The sequence below is a fragment of the Enterobacter cloacae complex sp.6700776 genome, from assembly GCF_048284255.1.
Lineage (GTDB): Bacteria > Pseudomonadota > Gammaproteobacteria > Enterobacterales > Enterobacteriaceae > Enterobacter > Enterobacter intestinihominis.
Genome location: NZ_JBLVYK010000013.1, coordinates 1 through 15,976 on the forward strand (window position 1 = coordinate 1; position 15,976 = coordinate 15,976).

The window sequence follows — 15,976 nt, forward strand, 5'->3', positions numbered from 1 at the left end:
CAGCAAAGCAGCAAGCTGCTTCCTGTTACCGTTCGACTTGCATGTGTTAGGCCTGCCGCCAGCGTTCAATCTGAGCCATGATCAAACTCTTCAATTTAAGTTTGATGCTCGTGAATTAAACTTCGTAATGAATTACGTGTTCACTCAGAGACTTGGTATTCATTTAGTGTCCGAAGACATTAAGAATCCATGTCACTTTGAGTGCCCACACAGATTGTCTGATAAATTGTTAAAGAGCAGTTGCAACGCGGCTTTCAGCTCATCGTTGCGAGGTCCCGTATATTACGTTTTCCTCATTCAGAGTCAAGCAATTATTTTCACTTTTCTCTGTTGGCGTTCATCTCTGAACCCCGCTGTCCCGGCGGCTTGTAAGCCGTTGTTCCGTGTCAGTGGAGGCGCATTATAGGGAGTTCTCAGACGTTGACAACCCCTCTTTGAAAAAAAACGTTCAACCGTCTCTTTTTTGCTCAAAACCGTGCTACAGCGCCAGTTTTTCGAGCGTTTCGAAGCCATAACGACGTAAAACGGGCAAAAGTTGTTCGGTTTCTTTTGTTATCGCCATACAGAAAGCGATGTTCGCATCCGCTGATTTCGCATCCGGCGCCTCGTGCTCCAGTAGCCAGGCCGTCCGACGCGCAATCGCAGCACCGGAATCCACCAGCCGGGTCCCTTCAGGCAAAACCTTTAACAGCTCTTCCTGTAATAGCGGGAAATGGGTGCAGCCGAGAACAACCGTATCCGGTGGTTCCTGCATCCGCAGCCATGGACGCAGAATGCGACGCAGCTCTTCAAGCGATACCGTCTCGCCGTGCAGTTTCGCTTCCGCCATTTCCACCAGCTCCGCGGAGCCGAGCATGGCGATCTGGCATTCATTGGCAAAGCGCTCAATAAGCTCACGCGTATAAGGACGTTTTACCGTACCGCGTGTCGCCAGCAACCCCACGATACCGTTCGCCGTCAGACGCGCCGCAGGTTTGATTGCCGGGACAACGCCCACAACCGGGAACGGGAATTTTTCGCGCAGGGCAGGAAGAGAGACCGTGCTTGCCGTATTACAGGCAATAACCGCCAGCGCCAGGGGATAGCGCTTTTGTACCGCAGTGACGATTTCAATCACACGCTCAACGATAAAGTCTTCACTCTTTTCCCCATACGGGAACGCGACGTTATCGAAGGCGTAGATGTAATGGAGATCCGGCAGGAGCTGCCGAATCTCATCATAGACCGAAAGCCCACCGACGCCGGAATCAAACACCAGCACGGTGGGACGCGGATCAGAAGGTGTAGCTGCCAGACAAGGTGTATTCCCGTCCTGCAGTTTGGTAGCCATAAACTGTCTCGTAATCTTTATCGAACAGGTTGGCTATTTTACCACGAACTGTGAGATGTGAGGTGACAGGATATGAAACCGCGACGTCCCACAGGCTGACGCCGCCCATTTTAACTTTCTCTGACGGATAGGTTCCAAAGTCGGTGTCGTAGCGCGTGCCGAGATAGTGATACGTCAGGCTCCAGTCAACATCATAGATCTGCGTATCAAGCTGATATTTCACCTGCTGTTTAGCACGACGGTCCAGAAGTTGATTGGTTGCCGCATTGCGGGCATCCACATAGTCGTAGCCCACAGTATGCGTCAACGGACCCGTATCAAACGACGCTGTCGCTTCTACACCTTTAATGCGTGCTTTGCCGACGTTGTAATATTGCTGCAGGTTATTGCTGAAGTCGATGAGATTATCAACGTCATTACGATAGCCGGATACGCGCCAGCTTACGCCTGCCGTCAGGCCTTCAAACGCCCCTTCCCACTGCTTGCTCTCTTCAGGATCAAGATGGGTATTGCCGTAGAAGCCATAGAGCTGACCCAGATTCGGCGCTTTATAGGCCGTGCCATAAGAGGCTATGAAGCGGTAACCGTCAACGAACTCCCAGGCTGCGCTACTTTGCCAGGTACCATGGCGACCAAACTGAGAGTTGTCATCGCTGCGGGCCGCCGCCTCCAGAGTGAAATCTCCAAACTGCTGCAACCCAGTCAGGTAGACGCCAGTGTTACGCAGGTCATAGGCGTTGGTTACGTAGTTGGTACCCGGCTCGGTGCTCTGTTTCTGCCAGTCAACGCCCGCGCCGATGTTGCCATGCCCCACGTCAACTGAGTTGGTCCACTGAACATTGTACTGTTTGATTTCATCCAGGGTTGCTGTGGAGTCATAGCGTCCAAGGTGCGGATCGTAATTGTAGTCTTTGCTGTGACTGTAGCTGGAGAGCAACTGTGAATGGAAAACATCCCGGTTAAACCGCAATCCGGCATCCCAGGTCTGGCTATAGAGTTGGCGGGTATCAACCAGCACATCAGGGGTGAATGAACTGTAATAGCCGTCATAGGCGGTACGGTTGCTGTAACCATAGCCGCGAACGAAACCGCTCCATTGCTCAGAGAAAGCATGCTCCAGTGCGCCGTAGAGCGTTTTATTCATAAAGCCGTCGCGATCGGTCTGGGCAAGGCCGCCGTTATTACCGTCAGCAACGACGTCAAAGCCTTTTGTGTAGGTGTAATCCCCCGCCAGCGTAACGCGCGTACTTTCACCCAATGTTTGCTGGGTGCTGCCACCATAATTCTGGAAGCCGTGTGTCCCAACGCCAGCATTCAGCGTTGTGCCATCCTTCGCACGCGTAGTGATAATGTTGACTACACCACCGATCGCATCCGAGCCGTACACCGCCGAACGCGGTCCACGAAGATATTCGATGCGCTGCACCAGGGAGATCGGAAACTGGCTGAGATCGGACGACCCCGTGACGCCCGCCTGGTTAAGGCGGATCCCATCGACGAGAATCAGGACATGGCTGGAGTTCGTACCGCGTATAAAGAGAGAAGAGAGCTGCCCCATCCCGCCATTTTGTGCCGTATCTACGCCAGGCAGGCGACGCATGACATCCAGAACCGTGGTGGATTGCCAGCGGTCGATATCGGCCCGCGTCACGACAGAAGTCGCAGCCAGAACAGATTTTTCAGGTTGTTCGAAACGGTTTGCTGTCACCACCAACGAGTCGGCGCTTTCCTGCGCCCAGCCCGAAAATGCCGTGACGGAAAACGCCGTCAACAGCGATACTTTTTTAATCATTGTTAAAGCATCCACAATATAAGAAGGATGCCGCAGGCCTCATCGATAGCACGCGATGATGAAACCAAATGCGACGTGATCCCGGCAGGTCTTCGGGCTGGGTGGCGTTATACGGATGAAGACTTCCCGTTTTCACAGTGTCTACAACTCTCATCCCGCCAGTCTTTACCGCTGCGCGTCAGCTCCAGATTTGCACTGGATTCCCTTTTCACTCTCAGGAGACCGGAAACAGAATGCTACAATTAGACACGTATAGATGTCCAGATAGCTATTAGCCATTAAATCTGGACATCCACTGCACAATCCCTACAATCCCCGCGTAATTCTTTATCACTCAGGACGCATCATGACCCCCGAACACCTCCCGACAGAACAGTACGACGCACAGCTGGCAGAAAAAGTTGTCCGCCTGCAAAGTATGATGACGCCTTTCAACGCGCCCGTTCCCGAGGTGTTTCGTTCTCCGGTCAGCCACTACCGTATGCGCGCTGAGTTTCGCATCTGGCACGATGGCGATGACCTGTACCACATCATTTTCGATCAGCAGACGAAATCCCGGATTCGCGTAGACAGTTTCCCGGCGGCGAGTGAGCTTATCAACCAGCTAATGACGCTGATGATCGACGGTGTGCGCACTAATCCGGTGCTGCGCAACAAGCTGTTCCAGATTGACTACCTGACCACCCAAAGCAATCAGGCCATTGTCTCTCTGCTCTATCACAAAGCGCTGACCGACGAGTGGCGCGAGCAGGCAGAAGCCCTGCGCGATGCGCTGCGCGCGCAGAACATCAACGTGCACCTGATTGGCCGCGCGACCAAAACCAAAATCATGCTGGACCAGGATTACATCGACGAGCGTTTGCCGGTGGCAGGAAAAGAGATGGTTTACCGTCAGGTGGAGAACAGCTTCACCCAGCCGAATGCGGCAATGAACGTGCAGATGCTGGAGTGGGCGCTGAATGCGACGGAAGGGTCGACGGGCGATCTGCTGGAGCTCTACTGCGGTAACGGCAACTTCTCGCTGGCGCTGGCGCGTAACTTCGAACGCGTGCTGGCGACGGAAATCGCCAAACCGTCGGTGGCCGCCGCGCAGTACAACATCGCCGCTAACCATATTGATAATGTGCAGATCATTCGTATGGCGGCAGAAGAGTTTACCCAGGCGATGAACGGCGTACGTGAGTTTAACCGCCTGCAAGGGATTGATTTGAAGAGCTACCAGTGTGAGACAATTTTTGTCGATCCGCCGCGCAGTGGCCTGGACAGCGAAACCGAGAAGATGGTGCAGGCGTACCCGCGTATTTTGTACATCTCCTGTAACCCGGAGACGCTGTGCAAGAATCTGGAAACATTAAGCCAGACGCACAAGGTTGAACGTCTGGCGCTGTTCGATCAGTTCCCATATACGCACCATATGGAGTGCGGCGTACTGCTCACGGCGAAGTAATGTGGGCCTTGTAGGGCAGGTAAGCGAAGCGCCACCTGCCAAAAAAGCCGGATGGCGCTTCGCTTATCCGGCCTACAATGACAAAACCCTTTACTCTGGTAACTGGCTCTTGCGGCTACGCATGCGCGAGCCAATCCAGAACACCAGCGCCACAGACAGCACCGCAGGCAGGAAGTTAGAACCGATATCCGGATACTCTGCACGCACCACGGTGCTGTACAACAGTACACCCAGAATAAAACAGGCTGCGGCCAGCCCCGGTAACCCAACCGGCATGGTGCGGTTCAGATAACGTTGATGCAGGCAATACACCGTCAGCACCAGCGCGATAATCGGGAAAATCGAGAACGGTACAATTGAGCTGAAAACCGCCGCAAACGTACCATTGATGGATAAGCCAGCGATCAATGCCAGCAACAGCGTTCCTTTATCCTGACCTGACTGTTTCATTACTCACCTTCACTCATCGTTTTGATGTGCCAACTTCTCTTGTTCACGGCGATACCAGTAGTACGCACCTTTAGAAATCATTCGCAGCTGCAATACCAGTCGCTCTTCGAGTTGCTTACGTTGCTCAATGCTGACATCCAGCGCTTCGGCACCCGCGCTGAAAACAATGGTCACCATCGCCTCGGCCTGTGCTTCCGTAAACGCACGCGGCATATGGTTTTCGAGTTCAAGATAGTCGGCAAGTTCCGCGATGAAATGCTGAATTTCACGCGCGACGGCGGCACGAAACGCCGCCGACGTGCCAGAGCGCTCGCGCAGCAAAAGGCGAAACGCGTTAGGGTTATTGCCGATAAATTCCATAAATGTCGACACGGAGGTGCGGATCACGCTGCCGCCTTTGGCAATACGCTGACGCGCCTGACGCATAAGCTGGCGCAGCATCAAACCGCTCTCGTCGACCATGGTCAGGCCCAGTTCATCCACATCACGGAAATGACGATAGAAGGACGTTGGCGCAATCCCGGCCTCGCGCGCCACTTCGCGCAGGCTTAAACTGGCAAAACTCCGCTCAGCACTCAGTTGACTGAATGCGGCTTCCACCAGCGAACGCCGGGTTTTCTCTTTTTGTTGTGCTCTTACGCCCATCACGATAGTTGAATCCTTCCAAAGGCCCGTTGGCACTATACCAGAGAATAAAATTAATCTGTTTACCTGGCTTTGTGAATGATTGTTTACGCGCGGTTTGTGCTCCACTGCCCGAAAAAAGCACAACGATAATTGGGTTACCCAGGCAATGATGTTATGATTCTGTTGCTTTTATGTATAAGAACAGGTAAGCCTTGCCATGCCACATTCCTACGATTACGACGCAATAGTTATTGGTTCCGGCCCCGGCGGCGAAGGTGCTGCTATGGGTCTGGTAAAACAGGGAGCCAGAGTAGCGGTTATTGAGCGCTACCATAATGTCGGCGGCGGTTGCACCCACTGGGGCACCATCCCTTCGAAAGCCCTCCGCCACGCCGTTAGCCGCATTATCGAATTTAACCAGAACCCTCTTTACAGCGACCACTCCCGACTTCTTCGTTCTTCTTTTGCCGATATCCTGAATCACGCAGACACGGTCATTAACCAGCAGACGCGCATGCGTCAGGGTTTCTATGAGCGCAACCACTGTGAAATTCTGCAGGGTAACGCGCATTTTGTGGATGAACACACCCTGGCGCTGGAGTGCCACGACGGTTCGGTTGAGACGCTCACCGCTGAAAAATTTGTGATTGCCTGCGGATCGCGCCCATATCATCCGGCAGACGTGGACTTCTCTCATCCACGCATTTACGACAGCGACTCCATCCTCAGCCTGCACCACGAGCCACGCCATGTGATCATCTATGGCGCGGGCGTGATTGGCTGTGAATATGCGTCGATTTTCCGGGGAATGGAGGTCAAAGTTGATTTGATCAACACCCGCGACCGGCTGCTGGCGTTCCTCGATCAGGAGATGTCAGATTCCCTCTCCTACCACTTCTGGAACAGTGGCGTGGTGATTCGCCACAACGAAGAGTACGAGAAAATCGAAGGCTGCGACGACGGTGTGATCATGCACCTGAAATCTGGTAAGAAGCTGAAGGCGGACTGCCTGCTGTATGCCAACGGCCGTACCGGCAACACGGATTCATTGCAGCTGGAGAATATCGGGCTTGAAACCGACAGCCGCGGTCAGCTCAAGGTCAACAGCATGTACCAGACTGCGCTGCCGCACGTTTACGCGGTCGGCGACGTTATTGGTTACCCAAGTCTGGCCTCCGCTGCTTACGATCAGGGCCGCATCGCCGCACAGGCGCTGGTGAAAGGTGAAGCGACGGCGCATCTGATCGAGGACATCCCGACGGGCATCTACACCATCCCGGAAATCAGTTCTGTCGGCAAAACCGAGCAGCAGTTGACGGCCATGAAGGTGCCTTACGAGGTGGGTCGTGCCCAGTTTAAACACCTGGCGCGCGCACAAATTGTGGGGATGAGCGTGGGTACGCTGAAGATCCTGTTCCATCGCGAGACGAAAGAGATCCTCGGTATTCACTGCTTTGGTGAACGTGCCGCGGAAATCATTCATATCGGCCAGGCGATCATGGAGCAAAAAGGTGGTGGCAACACCATCGAGTACTTCGTTAACACCACCTTTAACTACCCGACCATGGCGGAAGCCTATCGGGTAGCTGCGCTGAACGGCTTAAACCGCCTGTTTTAACGCGTTGTCGAAATGGCCATCCATTGCACCACGGATGGCCTCTGCCAGCTGCTCATAGCGGCTGCGCAGCGGTGAACCCGGACGATAAACCAGGCCGATCGTGCGACGCGGCTCTGGCTTAATACACGGCAGATAGACCACGCCATCACGCTTACGCTCGCGCGGCACGGCCAGCGCAGGCAGCAGCGTAATGCCACTTCCCGCCGCGACCATGTTACGCAGAGTTTCCAGGCTGGTTGCGCGGAAATGGGTATCTTCATCTGCACCCGCTTCGAAGCAGAAGCCCATCGCCTGATCGCGCAGACAGTGGCCGTCTTCCAGCATCAGCAGCTTTTCTCCGGCCAGATCGGCCATCGGCACGCGATCGCGGTTCGCCCACGGGTGATCTTCATAGATCGCCAGCATCATCGGCTCATCGAACAGCGGTACTTCAATAAACGCTTCACTCTCTTTAACGAGCGCCAGAATCGCACAGTCGAGCTTACCGCTGTCTAACTGCGCCAGCAGCTGATGGGTTTGCGCTTCATGCAGGTACATTTCGAGTTTCGGGAACGTCTGGTGCAGCAGCGGAATGATTTGCGGCAACAGATACGGGCCAACGGTTGGGATCAGGCCAATATGCAGCGGGCCGGACATCGCCTCCCCCTGCTGGCTTGCCATTTCCTTGAGCACTTTGACCTCGCGCAGTACGGTGCGCGCCTGATCCACCAGCAGCAGACCTGCCTGCGTGAACAGTACCTTACGACTGGTGCGCTCCAGCAGCATCACGCCCAGCTCATCTTCCAGCTTGCGGATCTGACCGCTCAGCGTTGGCTGGCTGACATGGCAGGAGTCTGCCGCGCGGCGAAAATGGCGATGCTCAGCTAACGCTACCAGGTATTCAAGATCACGAATATTCATTATTCATCCTCCGTCGCCACGATAGTTCATGGCGATAGATAGCATAGCAACGAACGATTATCCCTATCAAGCATTCTGTTGAATAATACATCACATAGACGAGGCGGCACGTGTTTGACCCAAAACGACCCCGCACCGTCAGCGAGTTTCTCTCAAAACTCGAAAAACTAAAGCCAACGTGAACTTTTGCGGACCCCGTGGTCCGCTTTTTTTTGCGTAAAAAAAAGCCCGGCACTAAGCCAGGCTCCGTTTTTCTCCCTCTCCCTGTGGGAGAGGGCCGGGGTGAGGGCATCAGCCCGCACTATTCAAACCAACCGGTTTTTCGCATCCGCAATCGCCTGCGCTACCTGCTTCGGTGACACGCCGCCTTTCGCTGCACGCTTATCCAGGCAGGATTGCAGGGCCAGAATCGGGTAGACATCATCCCCGATAACCGCGCTGAATTTTTGCAGGTCGGCAAGCGCCAGCTCTTCAAGGGCTTTACCCTGACGAATCGCTTCCACTACCGCTTCACCCACAATATGGTGTGCCTCGCGGAACGGTACGCCTTTCGCCACCAGGTAGTCCGCCAGCTCGGTAGAGTTAGCATACCCCTGCTGCGCCGCTTCCTGGCAGCGCGGACGCTTCACCTGAATGCCGTCCAGCACCAGCGCGCCCATATGCAGACAGTCGAGCCAGGTGTCGAGCGCGTCGAACAGCCCCTCTTTGTCTTCCTGCATATCTTTGTTGTACGCCAGCGGCAGCCCTTTCAGGGTCATCATCATGCCGGTCAGCGCGCCCTGCACGCGGCCACATTTCCCGCGGATCAGCTCCAGCGCGTCCGGGTTTTTCTTCTGCGGCATCAGGGATGAGCCGGACGTCACGCGGTCGGACAGCTCGACGAAGCCCGCTTCGCCAGAGTTAAAGAAGATCAGGTCTTCGGCAAAGCGCGACAGGTGCACCATCCCGATAGAGGCATTCGACAGCAGCTCCAGCACGTGGTCACGGTCAGAGACGCTGTCCAGGCTGTTGCGGGTGGCGGAAGCAAAGCCCAGCCAGCCTGCCAGCTGCTCACGGTCGATTTCATAAGCCGTACCGGCCAGCGCGCCGCTGCCCAGCGGGCTGACGTCCAGACGCGTTAAGGTATCCTGTAAACGGCTCTCATCACGCGCTAGCATCTCAACGTAGGCCAGACACCAGTGCGCAAAGGTCACCGGCTGTGCGCGTTGCAGGTGGGTATAACCCGGCATCACCGCATCCTGATTGTTCTGCGCAGTGTCCACCAGCGCGCTCTGCAGCTGACGATTCGCCGCCAGCAGTTCGCCGACGGTCTCTTTACACCACAGCTTCAGGTCGGTCGCCACCTGGTCATTACGGCTACGCCCGGTATGGAGCTTTTTACCCAGCTGGCCGACTTTGTCGATAAGTTTGCCTTCCACCCAACTGTGAATATCTTCGGCATCGCTCTGGAGGATTTGCTGCGGATCCAGACGCACCTCTTCCAGCAGATTATTCAGCGCCTCTTCCAGCTGCTGCTGTTCCTCTGCGGTCAGCACGCCCACGGTCACCAGCGCTTTGGACCAGGCCACAGAGCCGACAATATCCTGTTCGGCCAGGCGGTAGTCGAAGCGCAAAGAGTCGTTGAACTGTTTGAACCGCTGATCCGCTGCCTGTGTAAAACGCCCACCCCAAAGTGCCATAACGAATTTCCTTAATGATGATATTTTTGCCCGGTGGCGCTGCGCTTACCGGGCCTACAAAATTCCCGTAGGCCGGATAAGCGAAGCGCCATCCGGCACAGAATCTTAAGCCAGAATACGCGTACCAATCGGCGTACCGTTAAACAGCGCCGGGAGTTGCTCCGCGTGACGCCAGGAGGCGATATCCACCGGACGACCCAGCGTGCGCGCGGCATCCAGCGCCGCGTTCACCTTAACGATCATGCCGTCGGTGATAATGCCCTGATCGATCAGCTGTTCGGCTTTTGCGGCGGTCATTTCCGCAATGCGCTGGCCTTTGCCGTCCAGAATGCCGCTCACGTCGGAGAGCAGGATCAGGTCTGCGCCCAGCGTAGCAGCCAGCGCGGTTGCCGCCTGGTCCGCATTGACGTTCATCAGCTCGCCCTCTTCGGTCACGCCGATTGAGCTCACCACCGGCAGAAAACCACCTTCCAGCAGGGTGTTAATCAGCTTAGGCGAACCTGGCTGCGCCAGTCCAACATGGCCAAGCGCTTCGTCGAGCTGGGTCACTTTCACGCTATCGCCATCGCCCAGACAGAGACCAACGGACGCGATGTGGTGCTTCTTCGCCCACGCCAGCAGCGTTTTGTTCGCCGTCCCCGCCAGCGCACCAGTAATAATGTCAATCTGGTCGGCAGGCGTGACGCGCAGGCCATTTTTCTTAATCACCGGCAGGTTGAGCCCTTTCATCAGCTCGTCCACCACACAGCCGCCGCCGTGGACAATCACCAGCGGACGTTGATGTGATTCACGATAGTTCACCAGCGCGGTAAACAGGCGCTCCAGCGCTTCTTCGCTGTCCAGCAGTACACCACCGAGTTTGATAATTAATGGGTTCATCATCACACCTTAAATAAGAGCCTGCGTTTCAGGGAAGCCGAAACGAATATTTGCACACTGCATTGCCTGTGCGGCAGCGCCTTTGAGTAAGTTATCTTCCGCGGCGACCACAATCAGGTGCTCGCCCTGCACGGCAAAGCCGATGTCGCAGAACGGCAGGCCGACCACGTTTTTCAGCGCTGGTACGCCTTTGTCATACAGACGCACCAGTGGTTTATCCGCATACGCCTGCGTGAAGACTTCGCTCACCTGGTCTTTGGTCACGCCCGGCTTCAGGCGACAGGTAATGGTTTCAAGGATCCCGCGCGGGAAGCTACCGAGGTGCGGGGTGAAGATCACCTCCGCGCCCAGATGGGTGGTGATTTCAGGGTGATGACGGTGATTAAACACGCCATACGGCTGAAGGCTCACTTCGCAGAAGCTGTTGGAGATCGCGGCCTTGCGCCCGGCGCCGCTCACGCCGCTGGTGGCGTTGATCACCGGCCACTGGTCAAGATCCAGCAGACCCGCGTCGATCAGCGGCTTAAGGGAGAGCTGCGCCGCCGTCGGGTAACAGCCAGGCACGGCAATCAGATTCGCTTCTTTCAGTTTATCTGCGCTCCACTCCGCCAGGCCGTACACCGCTTTTTCGAGCAGATCCGGGTGCTGATGGGTGAAGCCGTAATATTTTTCGTAGAACGCGCTGTCGTTAACGCGAAACGCGCCGGAGAGATCGAAGACCACGCAACCGGCTGCCAGAAACTGCGGCGCCAGGTCGTGACTGACCTCGTGTGCGGTGGCTAAAAACACCACGTCAACGCCGTCGGTAAACTCGCTGATGTCAGACATAGCCTGCAAAGGCAAATCAACCACGCCCTTAAGTTGTGGATGCAAATCGGAAATTAACTTTCCGGCATCATTGCTTTGCGCTGACACGGTCAAAGCGGTTATGGTCATATGTGGGTGGCGATTCACGTAGCTTACCAGCTCTGCGCCCGCATAACCGCTAGCGCCTACAATCAGCGTATTCAACATCGGGTTCCTTTATGCTCAACGTTAATGTATTTTTATTCACATTTATTGCATGAATATTGATACTATCACGACCTAAGGTGTGTCAACAATGAAAATGAACTTACCGCCATTTATCGAGATTTACCGCGCCCTGATTGCCACACCGTCCATCAGCGCAACGGAAGAAGCGCTGGATCAGAGCAATGAGTCTTTAATCAATCTGCTGGCGGGTTGGTTTAGCGATCTTGGGTTTAACGTTGAGGTTCAGCCCGTCCCCGGAACACGTCACAAATTTAACCTGCTCGCCAGCACCGGACATGGCGCTGGCGGCCTGCTGCTGGCTGGTCACACTGACACCGTGCCGTTTGACGATGGCCGCTGGACCCGCGATCCGTTCACCCTGACAGAGCACGACAACAAGCTCTACGGTCTCGGCACGGCGGACATGAAAGGCTTCTTTGCTTTTATCCTCGACGCGCTGCGTGACGTGGACGTGACAACGCTGAAAAAGCCGCTCTACATTCTGGCGACCGCCGATGAAGAGACCAGCATGGCGGGCGCACGGTATTTCTCTGAAAACACGTCGATTCGCCCGGACTGCGCGATCATCGGTGAACCTACCTCTCTGCAACCGATTCGGGCGCACAAAGGCCATATTTCTACCGCAGTGCGCGTGCTGGGCCAGTCTGGTCACTCCAGCGATCCGGCGCGCGGCGTGAACGCCATTGAGCTGATGCATGACGCGATTGGCCGCATCATGACCCTGCGCGACGATCTGAAAGAGCGCTATCACTACGAGGCGTTCACCGTGCCGTATCCGACGCTGAATCTCGGCAGCCTGCACGGCGGTGATGCGTCCAACCGTATCTGCGCCTGCTGCGAACTGCATATGGATATCCGTCCTCTGCCGGGTATGACGCTGAGCGATCTGGATGGCTTACTGAACGAAGCGCTGGCCCCGGTCAGCGAGCGCTGGCCGGGACGTCTGACGGTCTCCGAACTGCATCCGCCGATTCCAGGCTACGAATGCCCGCCTGACCACCAGCTGGTTCAGGTGGTGGAAAAACTGCTCGGAGAGAAAACCGACGTGGTGAACTACTGCACCGAAGCGCCGTTTATTCAGACCCTGTGCCCGACGCTGGTTCTGGGCCCTGGCTCCATCAACCAGGCCCACCAGCCGGACGAATATCTCGAAACCCGCTTCATCAAGCCCACCCGCGAACTCATTACCCAGGTTGTGCATCACTTCTGCTGGCATTAAAACGGCCCCTCACCCTGCCCTCTCCCCAAAGGGGAGAGGGTTAGGGTGAGGGGAGTAAATCCCGCGATCTCCGTCACATTCCCATAAGCATCTCTTATCTGACGCAATACGAATTAAATTTCGTAAATTGCCCGCATTTATTCATCTGCTGAACCGTTTTCGCAGCAATTGACGACGGGGGTTTTACGTGGCTTTATAAAGGGAGATGACAAAATAATGTCCAGAAAATTTTCGCCTGGGCATAAACAAAAATGATGGGGTGACTGGGTTTTTATGAACGAACAATATTCCGCGTTGCGTAGTAATGTCAGTATGCTCGGCAAAGTGCTTGGAGATACCATCAAAGATGCGTTGGGGGAGAACATCCTCGACCGTGTTGAAACCATCCGCAAGCTGTCCAAATCTTCCCGCGCCGGTAACGAGGCCAATCGTCAGGAGCTGCTCACCACCTTGCAGAACCTCTCTAATGATGAGCTACTGCCCGTTGCCCGCGCCTTCAGCCAGTTTCTGAACCTGGCAAACACCGCTGAGCAATACCACAGCATTTCGCCAAAAGGCGAAGCGGCCAGCAACCCGGAAGTCATTGCCCGCACCCTTCGTAAACTCAAAGATCAGCCCAACCTCAACGAAGCGACCATCAAAAAAGCGGTGGAATCCCTTTCGCTGGAGCTGGTGCTGACCGCACACCCAACCGAAATCACACGTCGTACGCTGATCCACAAAATGGTGGAAGTGAACAACTGTCTGAAGCAGTTGGATAACAAAGACATTGCCGACTACGAACGTAACCAGCTTATGCGCCGCCTGCGCCAGCTGATTGCTCAGTCCTGGCACACCGATGAAATTCGTAAGCATCGCCCAAGCCCGGTCGACGAAGCCAAATGGGGCTTTGCGGTGGTGGAAAACAGCCTGTGGGAAGGGGTGCCAAATTACCTGCGCGAGCTGAACGAACAGCTGGAAGAAAATCTGGGCTATCGCCTGCCGGTCGACTTTGTGCCGGTTCGCTTCACTTCCTGGATGGGCGGCGACCGCGACGGCAACCCGAACGTGACGGCGGAAATCACCCGTCACGTCCTGTTGTTGAGCCGCTGGAAAGCAACCGATCTGTTCCTGAAAGATATTCAGGTGCTGATCTCCGAGCTGTCGATGGTAGAAGCGACGCCGGAACTGCGCGCGCTGGCCGGTGAAGAAGGTGCCAGTGAGCCGTACCGTTTCCTGATGAAAAAACTGCGCGGTCAGCTGATGGCCACGCAGGCCTGGCTGGAAGCGCGCCTGAAAGGCCAGCGCCTGCCGAAGCCGGAAGGTCTGCTGAGCCAGAACGAACAGCTCTGGGAACCTCTGTACGCCTGTTATAAATCGCTTCAGGCCTGCGGGATGGGCATCATTGCCAATGGCGAGCTGCTCGACACCCTGCGCCGCGTGAAGTGTTTCGGCGTGCCGCTGGTGCGTATCGACGTCCGTCAGGAAAGCACCCGTCATACCGAAGCGCTGGGCGAGCTGACCCGCTATCTCGGCATTGGCGACTATGAAAGCTGGTCCGAAGCCGACAAACAGGCGTTCCTGATCCGCGAGCTGAACTCCAAGCGCCCGCTGCTGCCGCGCAATTGGGAGCCAAGCAATGACACCCGCGAAGTGCTCAACACCTGTAAAGCGATCGTGGATGCGCCGAAAGGATCGGTGGCCGCCTATGTGATCTCCATGGCGAAGACCCCGTCCGACGTGCTGGGCGTTCACCTTCTGCTGAAAGAAGCGGGCATCGACTACGCTCTGCCGGTAGCACCGCTGTTTGAGACTCTCGACGACCTGAACAACGCCAACGACGTGATGACCCAGTTGCTGAACATCGACTGGTATCGCGGCTTTATTCAGGGCAAGCAGATGGTGATGATTGGCTATTCCGACTCCGCGAAAGATGCGGGCGTGATGGCAGCCTCCTGGGCGCAGTATCAGGCGCAGGATGCGCTAATTAAAACCTGCGAAAAAGCCGGTATTGAACTGACCCTGTTCCACGGACGCGGCGGTTCAATTGGTCGTGGCGGTGCGCCTGCACACGCGGCGCTGCTCTCCCAACCACCAGGAAGCCTGAAAGGCGGACTGCGCGTGACCGAGCAGGGCGAGATGATCCGCTTCAAGTACGGCCTGCCGGAAGTGACCATCAGCAGCCTGTCGCTCTATACCAGTGCGATCCTGGAAGCCAACCTGCTGCCGCCGCCGGAGCCAAAAGAATCCTGGTGCCGGATTATGGACGAGCTGTCTGACATCTCCTGCGATCTGTATCGCGGCTACGTGCGTGAAAACAAAGACTTTGTGCCTTACTTCCGCTCAGCCACGCCTGAGCAGGAGCTGGGTAAACTGCCGCTCGGCTCGCGCCCGGCCAAGCGTCGTCCTACTGGCGGCGTTGAATCCCTGCGCGCCATTCCGTGGATCTTTGCCTGGACGCAAAACCGTCTGATGCTGCCAGCCTGGCTGGGTGCCGGTGCGGCGCTGCAAAAAGTGGTGGAAGACGGTAAGCAGAGCGAACTGGAAACCATGTGCCGCGACTGGCCATTCTTCTCTACCCGTCTGGGCATGCTGGAGATGGTCTTCTCGAAAGCCGACCTGTGGCTGGCGGAATACTACGATCAGCGTCTGGTGAAACCCGAGCTGTGGGCGCTGGGTAAAGAGCTACGCGAGCTGCTGGAAGGCGACATCAAAGTGGTGCTGGATATCGCTAACGACTCCCACCTGATGGAAGACCTGCCGTGGATTGCCGAGTCTATCCAACTGCGTAACATCTACACCGACCCGCTGAACGTTTTACAGGCTGAACTGCTGCACCGTTCGCGTCTGGCGGAAGAGGAAGGTAAAGAGCCGGATCCGCGCGTTGAACAGGCGCTGATGGTGACGATTGCGGGCGTTGCGGCGGGGATGCGTAACACCGGTTGATCGGTTTTGCCGGGTGGCGCTTACGCTTACCCGGCCTACAATAGGCTTTTCGTAGGCCCGGCAAGCGCCAGCGTC

12 protein-coding genes, 1 rRNA gene and 1 riboswitch are annotated in these 15,976 nt (G+C 55.9%); of the genes, 4 read left to right on the plus strand and 9 right to left on the minus strand.

What is annotated here, in order from left to right:
* From ACNQ0T_RS16850 to btuB, 3 genes are all read right to left on the minus strand, one after another.
* A 16S ribosomal RNA gene (locus tag ACNQ0T_RS16850) occupies window positions 1-97 on the minus strand; the annotation flags it as partial.
* A 381-nt stretch (window positions 98-478) separates the two neighbouring features.
* Window positions 479-1,330, minus strand: a complete 852-nt coding sequence (murI, locus tag ACNQ0T_RS16855) for a glutamate racemase (protein WP_023298885.1) — start codon at window positions 1,328-1,330, stop codon at window positions 479-481.
* Window positions 1,275-3,122 (minus strand): TonB-dependent vitamin B12 receptor BtuB, encoded by a 1,848-nt coding sequence (gene btuB, locus ACNQ0T_RS16860; protein WP_417930256.1) that lies wholly within the window; start codon window positions 3,120-3,122, stop codon window positions 1,275-1,277. The genes murI and btuB overlap by 56 nt, the downstream gene beginning before the upstream one ends.
* Window positions 3,123-3,187: 65 nt before the next feature.
* A riboswitch (cobalamin riboswitch) is annotated at window positions 3,188-3,364 on the minus strand.
* A gap of 104 nt (window positions 3,365-3,468) precedes the next feature.
* Here btuB and trmA point away from each other — a divergent pair.
* Window positions 3,469-4,569 carry a tRNA (uridine(54)-C5)-methyltransferase TrmA gene (gene trmA / locus ACNQ0T_RS16865; protein WP_023298887.1) on the plus strand — a complete coding sequence of 367 codons (1,101 nt, stop codon included), beginning with the start codon at window positions 3,469-3,471 and terminating at the stop codon, window positions 4,567-4,569.
* 90 nt (window positions 4,570-4,659) lie between these two features.
* On the opposite strand, the gene ACNQ0T_RS16870 is transcribed toward trmA, so the two are convergent.
* The gene (locus ACNQ0T_RS16870; protein ID WP_017383113.1) at window positions 4,660-5,019 is read right to left on the minus strand and encodes a YijD family membrane protein; all 360 of its coding nucleotides are present in this window, start codon (window positions 5,017-5,019) and stop codon (window positions 4,660-4,662) included.
* Between the two features lie 9 nt (window positions 5,020-5,028).
* Window positions 5,029-5,667, minus strand: coding sequence for an HTH-type transcriptional repressor FabR (fabR, locus tag ACNQ0T_RS16875; RefSeq protein WP_003862059.1), 639 nt, complete (start codon window positions 5,665-5,667; stop codon window positions 5,029-5,031).
* A 196-nt stretch (window positions 5,668-5,863) separates the two neighbouring features.
* On the opposite strand from fabR, the gene sthA reads away from it, so the two are divergent.
* Window positions 5,864-7,264, plus strand: coding sequence for a Si-specific NAD(P)(+) transhydrogenase (gene sthA, locus ACNQ0T_RS16880; protein ID WP_003862057.1), 1,401 nt, complete (start codon window positions 5,864-5,866; stop codon window positions 7,262-7,264).
* On the opposite strand, the gene oxyR is transcribed toward sthA, so the two are convergent.
* From oxyR to argC, 4 genes are all read right to left on the minus strand, one after another.
* Window positions 7,247-8,164 carry a DNA-binding transcriptional regulator OxyR gene (gene oxyR / locus ACNQ0T_RS16885; RefSeq protein WP_022649783.1) on the minus strand — a complete coding sequence of 306 codons (918 nt, stop codon included), beginning with the start codon at window positions 8,162-8,164 and terminating at the stop codon, window positions 7,247-7,249. The genes sthA and oxyR overlap by 18 nt on opposite strands.
* Before the next feature lie 305 nt (window positions 8,165-8,469).
* Window positions 8,470-9,843 carry an argininosuccinate lyase gene (gene argH, locus ACNQ0T_RS16890; protein ID WP_126490455.1) on the minus strand — a complete coding sequence of 458 codons (1,374 nt, stop codon included), beginning with the start codon at window positions 9,841-9,843 and terminating at the stop codon, window positions 8,470-8,472.
* Window positions 9,844-9,948: 105 nt separating this feature from the next.
* Window positions 9,949-10,725, minus strand: coding sequence for an acetylglutamate kinase (argB, locus tag ACNQ0T_RS16895; RefSeq protein WP_094948456.1), 777 nt, complete (start codon window positions 10,723-10,725; stop codon window positions 9,949-9,951).
* A 6-nt stretch (window positions 10,726-10,731) separates the two neighbouring features.
* Window positions 10,732-11,736 (minus strand): N-acetyl-gamma-glutamyl-phosphate reductase, encoded by a 1,005-nt coding sequence (gene argC / locus ACNQ0T_RS16900; protein ID WP_023298889.1) that lies wholly within the window; start codon window positions 11,734-11,736, stop codon window positions 10,732-10,734.
* Window positions 11,737-11,824: 88 nt separating this feature from the next.
* On the opposite strand from argC, the gene argE reads away from it, so the two are divergent.
* Window positions 11,825-12,976 carry an acetylornithine deacetylase gene (gene argE, locus ACNQ0T_RS16905; protein WP_015569956.1) on the plus strand — a complete coding sequence of 384 codons (1,152 nt, stop codon included), beginning with the start codon at window positions 11,825-11,827 and terminating at the stop codon, window positions 12,974-12,976.
* A gap of 273 nt (window positions 12,977-13,249) precedes the next feature.
* The gene (ppc, locus tag ACNQ0T_RS16910; protein WP_022649787.1) at window positions 13,250-15,901 is read left to right on the plus strand and encodes a phosphoenolpyruvate carboxylase; all 2,652 of its coding nucleotides are present in this window, start codon (window positions 13,250-13,252) and stop codon (window positions 15,899-15,901) included.
* Window positions 15,902-15,976 lie beyond the last annotated feature (75 nt).

Coding starts and splice junctions, on each gene's coding strand:
- murI (WP_023298885.1), bottom strand. CDS start 1,330: ATGGCTACCAAACTGCAGGACGGGAATACACCTTGTCTGGCAGCTACA.
- btuB (WP_417930256.1), bottom strand. CDS start 3,122: ATGATTAAAAAAGTATCGCTGTTGACGGCGTTTTCCGTCACGGCATTT.
- trmA (WP_023298887.1), top strand. CDS start 3,469: ATGACCCCCGAACACCTCCCGACAGAACAGTACGACGCACAGCTGGCA.
- ACNQ0T_RS16870 (WP_017383113.1), bottom strand. CDS start 5,019: ATGAAACAGTCAGGTCAGGATAAAGGAACGCTGTTGCTGGCATTGATC.
- sthA (WP_003862057.1), top strand. CDS start 5,864: ATGCCACATTCCTACGATTACGACGCAATAGTTATTGGTTCCGGCCCC.
- oxyR (WP_022649783.1), bottom strand. CDS start 8,164: ATGAATATTCGTGATCTTGAATACCTGGTAGCGTTAGCTGAGCATCGC.
- argH (WP_126490455.1), bottom strand. CDS start 9,843: ATGGCACTTTGGGGTGGGCGTTTTACACAGGCAGCGGATCAGCGGTTC.
- argB (WP_094948456.1), bottom strand. CDS start 10,725: ATGATGAACCCATTAATTATCAAACTCGGTGGTGTACTGCTGGACAGC.
- argC (WP_023298889.1), bottom strand. CDS start 11,736: ATGTTGAATACGCTGATTGTAGGCGCTAGCGGTTATGCGGGCGCAGAG.
- argE (WP_015569956.1), top strand. CDS start 11,825: ATGAAAATGAACTTACCGCCATTTATCGAGATTTACCGCGCCCTGATT.
- ppc (WP_022649787.1), top strand. CDS start 13,250: ATGAACGAACAATATTCCGCGTTGCGTAGTAATGTCAGTATGCTCGGC.